This is a genomic window from bacterium (assembly GCA_022616075.1).
Classification (GTDB): Bacteria; Acidobacteriota; HRBIN11; order JAKEFK01; family JAKEFK01; genus JAKEFK01.
Genome location: JAKEFK010000335.1, coordinates 1 through 4,518 on the forward strand (window position 1 = coordinate 1; position 4,518 = coordinate 4,518).

General features: G+C 46.0%; 5 protein-coding genes. 3 read left to right on the plus strand and 2 right to left on the minus strand.

Annotation, left to right across the window (positions count from 1 at the left end):
- Window positions 1-198 precede the first annotated feature (198 nt).
- The 3 genes from L0156_26115 to L0156_26125 all read left to right on the plus strand — a co-directional run bounded on the left by L0156_26115 (window position 199) and on the right by L0156_26125 (window position 2,605).
- Window positions 199-888: a glycosyltransferase gene (locus L0156_26115; GenBank protein MCI0606475.1), complete on the plus strand. Its 690-nt coding sequence runs from the start codon at window positions 199-201 to the stop codon at window positions 886-888.
- Between the two features lie 117 nt (window positions 889-1,005).
- Window positions 1,006-1,842, plus strand: a complete 837-nt coding sequence (locus L0156_26120) for a hypothetical protein (protein ID MCI0606476.1) — start codon at window positions 1,006-1,008, stop codon at window positions 1,840-1,842.
- Between the two features lie 7 nt (window positions 1,843-1,849).
- Window positions 1,850-2,605 carry a sulfotransferase gene (locus L0156_26125; GenBank protein MCI0606477.1) on the plus strand — a complete coding sequence of 252 codons (756 nt, stop codon included), beginning with the start codon at window positions 1,850-1,852 and terminating at the stop codon, window positions 2,603-2,605.
- On the opposite strand, the gene L0156_26130 is transcribed toward L0156_26125, so the two are convergent.
- Entirely contained in the window at window positions 2,596-3,219 is a 624-nt protein-coding gene (locus L0156_26130; protein ID MCI0606478.1) for a sugar transferase, read from the minus strand. The two genes, L0156_26125 and L0156_26130, sit on opposite strands and share 10 nt — an antisense overlap.
- Window positions 3,220-3,226: 7 nt before the next feature.
- The gene (locus tag L0156_26135; protein ID MCI0606479.1) at window positions 3,227-4,390 is read right to left on the minus strand and encodes a glycosyltransferase family 4 protein; all 1,164 of its coding nucleotides are present in this window, start codon (window positions 4,388-4,390) and stop codon (window positions 3,227-3,229) included.
- Window positions 4,391-4,518 lie beyond the last annotated feature (128 nt).

The window sequence follows — 4,518 nt, forward strand, 5'->3', positions numbered from 1 at the left end:
AGCAGCAAAATTCCCGGAAAGATGAAACGGATTTTCATAGAAAGTAGTATCGCATTTCTTTTATAAGAAACTCAATCTGGATGTCTATTCCACTGATACTTCATCTTTTTCTTATAGTTTTTCATGTGGAGTGGGAACTATGAGAAAATAGGCGTCCAGGCTGGCTTCAGGCGATCACGGAATGTTTAAGAGCAGATCATGAATCATAAAGACTGCGCAGCTGTTTATGTAGCTACCGGTGAAAAATTTGTTCAGGAGGCGAAACAATCCGCTGAAAGTCTTCGCCGGCAGATGCCCAATCTGAAAATCATTCTTCATTCAGACCGGATGGTTGAATCATCTTTGTTTGATCAGGTCATCAAAGTGGATCAGCCACATTACAGCGTAATTGATAAAACGAATTGCTACAGTGAGGTTTCGGAAAATCGTTTGTTGTTTCTGGATACCGATACGTTTGTAGCGGAACCGGTATTTGAAATTTTTGATTTACTCAATCGCTTTGAGCTTGCAGTTTCGCACGCGCCGTGGAGGATCTCGTGGGACCGGAAAACAAAGAGAAAATGGGGAATTGAAGGAATACCCGAAGCCTTTTCAGAGCCCAACACAGGAGTGATCGGTTTTCAAAACACACCAAAGGTGCAACTCGCTTTTCGTCGATGGCAGGAGCTTTACGAAATGCACCGTCAGCAGGGATCGGTTATGCACGACCAACCTGCATTTCGACAAACGATCTGGGAAAGCGACCTGAGTTTCTACATGCTTCCGCCTGAATACAATTGCAGGATCGTATTTCCAACATTCATCAACGGCACTGTCAAAATCCTTCATGCCCGGTTTGATGATCTGGACAGAATTGCTGAACGGATAAATGCTGAAAACGGAAATTAGATTTTCGATCCCTATTCAAAACGCGTTCTTTACGAATCAGATTTTAAAAAGCTAAGCAGCGGCCTGAAACGGTTGTTTCTTGATCTGTTTTTCTAGCGAAAACCGCAGGAGCAGTGTATGGACTCGAAAATTTTCGGCATTGGACTATCAAGAAGCGGGACAAGCAGTTTAACGGAAGCTCTAAGGATTCTGGGTTATACCGCTATCCATTCTCCTACAACTTTGCAGCAGATTCGAAAGCATCAGGCGGCTACAGACGCAGTGATCGCAGACAATTTTGAGCGATTGGACCATTTTTTCCCTGGAAGCAAATACATTTACACCATCCGTTCCCGCGATGCGTGGTTGGATTCCTGTGAAAAATTCTGGCTGCTCATGAAGGACCAATTTGATAATTCGTTCCTGCTGACCGAATTACACAAACATCTCTACGGAACAGACCGCTTTGATAGAAAATTGTTTGCTGAAGCTTATGAACGGCATTCCGCCCGGGTGGAATTATTTTTTAAACATAGAAATCATGACTTGCTCATTTTGAAAGTCGACATCCTAAAAGACAAATGGAGTCCTTTGTGTGAATTCCTCAGCCGCCCTGCGCCGGCGCATGAATTTCCAAGAAGCCACGGTATGCAGCTCATTGAAACCTGTCTGCGCAGGCTTTTGTCACATTATGGAAACACAGGATTGGTTGCGGAACTTTCCGGCGCTTCCACGGATTTCTTGACCGAGTTACAGAAAACTCCGGAAGCACCCCGGTCACAGACTGCGGTTGAACCCGAAGGGAGTGTTTTTGTTCGGAATTTGACTGCCAGAACCTGCGCGCATGAAGGATCGGTGAGTGTTACTGCCCGAATCCTCGGGCTAAGCAGGGAATACGTACATACTGCCATCGAACACCGCAAATCCCGGCAGGATTCCTGGTTGAGAAAAGCAAAACGCTGGATCAAAAGATAGCAATTAAGTGAAAAACTGCCTTGTGCTTGGATCGGGAAGAAGCGGTACCAGTATGGTTGCGGGAACGCTCTCAGCTTCCGGATATCACGTGGGAGACGATCTGATTTCGCCAAATTTGAGCAATCCCAAAGGATTTTTTGAGGACAGAGAGATCAATTCAATCAATGAGCTTTTGCTGGATGGGGTTGTTCCAAGAAGGCCACCGATACTTGGTAGATGGTTTTTCAAGAATCGTCCGAGGCGTGGCGCAAATTGGATGGCGCAACTTCCTGTAGGGATAAAAATCCAGTCTTCCTCTGCGATTGTAGATAGAATCCGCAATGCTGTTTCGCGTGAGCCTTTTTGTTTTAAGGATCCTCGTTTTTCTTACACCCTGCCCGCCTGGAAACCTTACTTACGGAATACCGGTTTTGTTTGTGTTTTTCGCGATCCCGCAACGACTGCTAGCAGCATTGTGAAAGAATCCAGAGAACCCAAATATGCTCGTAAAATCGTTTTACAATTTGAGGATGCGGTCAATCTCTGGGCATGCCTGTACCGGCATATTCTTGAAATTCACCGTCACGAAGGAGAATGGCTTTTCCTTCATTACAATCAGGTGCTGGAAGGAAAGGGGTTGCAACAACTCGAAAGTTTTCTGGAAACAAAAGTGGATCGTTCCTTCCCGGATTCTTCACTGAGCCGGTCGGTATCAACAAAAGAAGTCAACGGGAAGGCTCTACGATTGTACGAGGATCTTTGCGATCTGGCAGGCTACAGGTGAGATTCGTTTGCTTTTTCCACTGCTTCTGAACCCAGAAATTCAGGCATGGTTGCATGTCCATCGGCGGCAATTCCTTCTCTTTTGAAGGTTTTCCAGATTGTAATCAGCAGGATTTTACAATCAATCAAGAAACTTTGATGATCCACATACCAGACATCAAGACGAAATTTGTCGTCCCATGAGAGCGCGTTTCTGCCGTGGATTTGAGCCCAACCGGTAATTCCCGGTTTCACGAGATGACGTCTTCGCTGCTCTGAATTGTACCGGGGAAGGTATTGCATCAGCAAAGGTCTTGGACCTACAAGACTCATTTCGCCGCGAAGCAGATTCCAGAGTTCGGGAAGCTCATCCAGGCTCGTGCTTCGCAGCCATTTTCCAAATTCTGTTAACCGATCATGATCCGGCAAGAGGTTGCCATCTTTGTCGCGAATCTCTTTCATCGTTCGGAATTTGTAAATCGGGAATGGCTTTTCACGGAAACCGGGCCGCATTTGCCGGTACAACACAGGTTTGCCCAGCTTGATGAGAATAACAATTGAGATCAGGAGCAGGATGGGAAAGAGCAAAATTAGCATAATGGCTGCCGTGAAGAAATCCATGCAACGTTTCATCATCGGAAAATCAGACCTTTGCCGGCATACTGTCTGTAAGAACTGAGCTGTAAAACTGATACAGCCGTTCCCAAACCTCTTTTTGTTGAAACCATTGGAATACCCTGTTTCGCGCCGCTTGTCCATGCGATTGCCGCAACGACGGATCCGAAAGATATTGTGAGATCGCGTGAACCATTTCAGTCACATCAAAGGGTGGAACCAGGATTCCAGAGATTCCGTTGTCTACGGCATCGACAACACCTGTGACTGCGAAACCAACCGTTGGAACTCCGACAGCGGCTGCTTCGAGCGGCGCATTCGGAAATCCTTCACGATGAGATGGAAATACAAGAACATCCATCAACTGGTAATAATGGGAAGTATCGAATACAAAACCAGGACGAATAATCTGTCGGAAACTTTTCAATCGTTGCTGAACGTTTGGATCCACGGGATCACCCTGTTCGAAGTCGCCGAGCACCAGAAGGTGAAGATTCGGAAATGAAGATAAAAGACGATCGAAGATTTCCACCAGCTCCTTTACGCCTTTGTCTTTTGTGATCCGGCCAACAAATCCGATGACCGGAGCTTGCTCCGGGATTCCCAATTGTTCAAGCATCAGCTTTTTGGTATTCGGAGGCGGCGTGGCGAAACGTTCGACATCTACACCATTAGAAGACCCTTTTCCAAGTACTCGAAGTTTTGATGGATCTACGAGGCGAAAGCGAATTGCCTTTTGCACCAAGCTTGAACTTACACAAATCACATGATGAGCGCAAAGAGATGCGATGCGTTCCGTTTGTATGAGTACAAACTTTTGCCATCCACTCTTCGTTTCTAGCCGTAACCCGCGCAGCATATAAATGCGAATGGGTACTCCGGCAAGAAGAGCAGCGATCATTCCAAGCAAGCCTGCTTTTGGTGTCCCTGCATTCACAATTTGTGGCTTCAGTCTTTGCAGCACGCGAAAAAGACGTATCAACGAGATCAAATCAGCCAGAGGATGGATTTCTCTTTGCATCGGGACTGGATACACTGAGACTCCTTCTCGTTTTACTGCAACATCCAGATCTTCTCCCGGTGATGTAATCAGAAACAGCTCTATTCCTTTTTCCTGAAGAAAAGCCAGTTGTCCGTTCAGTAAATAACGGGCTGTGATCGGTTGCGTTACAATATAAACGATACGCGCCATGGTTAGAAAATTTCCAGATCCCCGATCGAACAACGCCAGTGATCCCATTTCTTCAGATCAATTCCGGAAGGCAATTCATTCAGTTTCTTTGTTACGAAAACGGGACCCAAGTTTCCGATTGGAAAGAA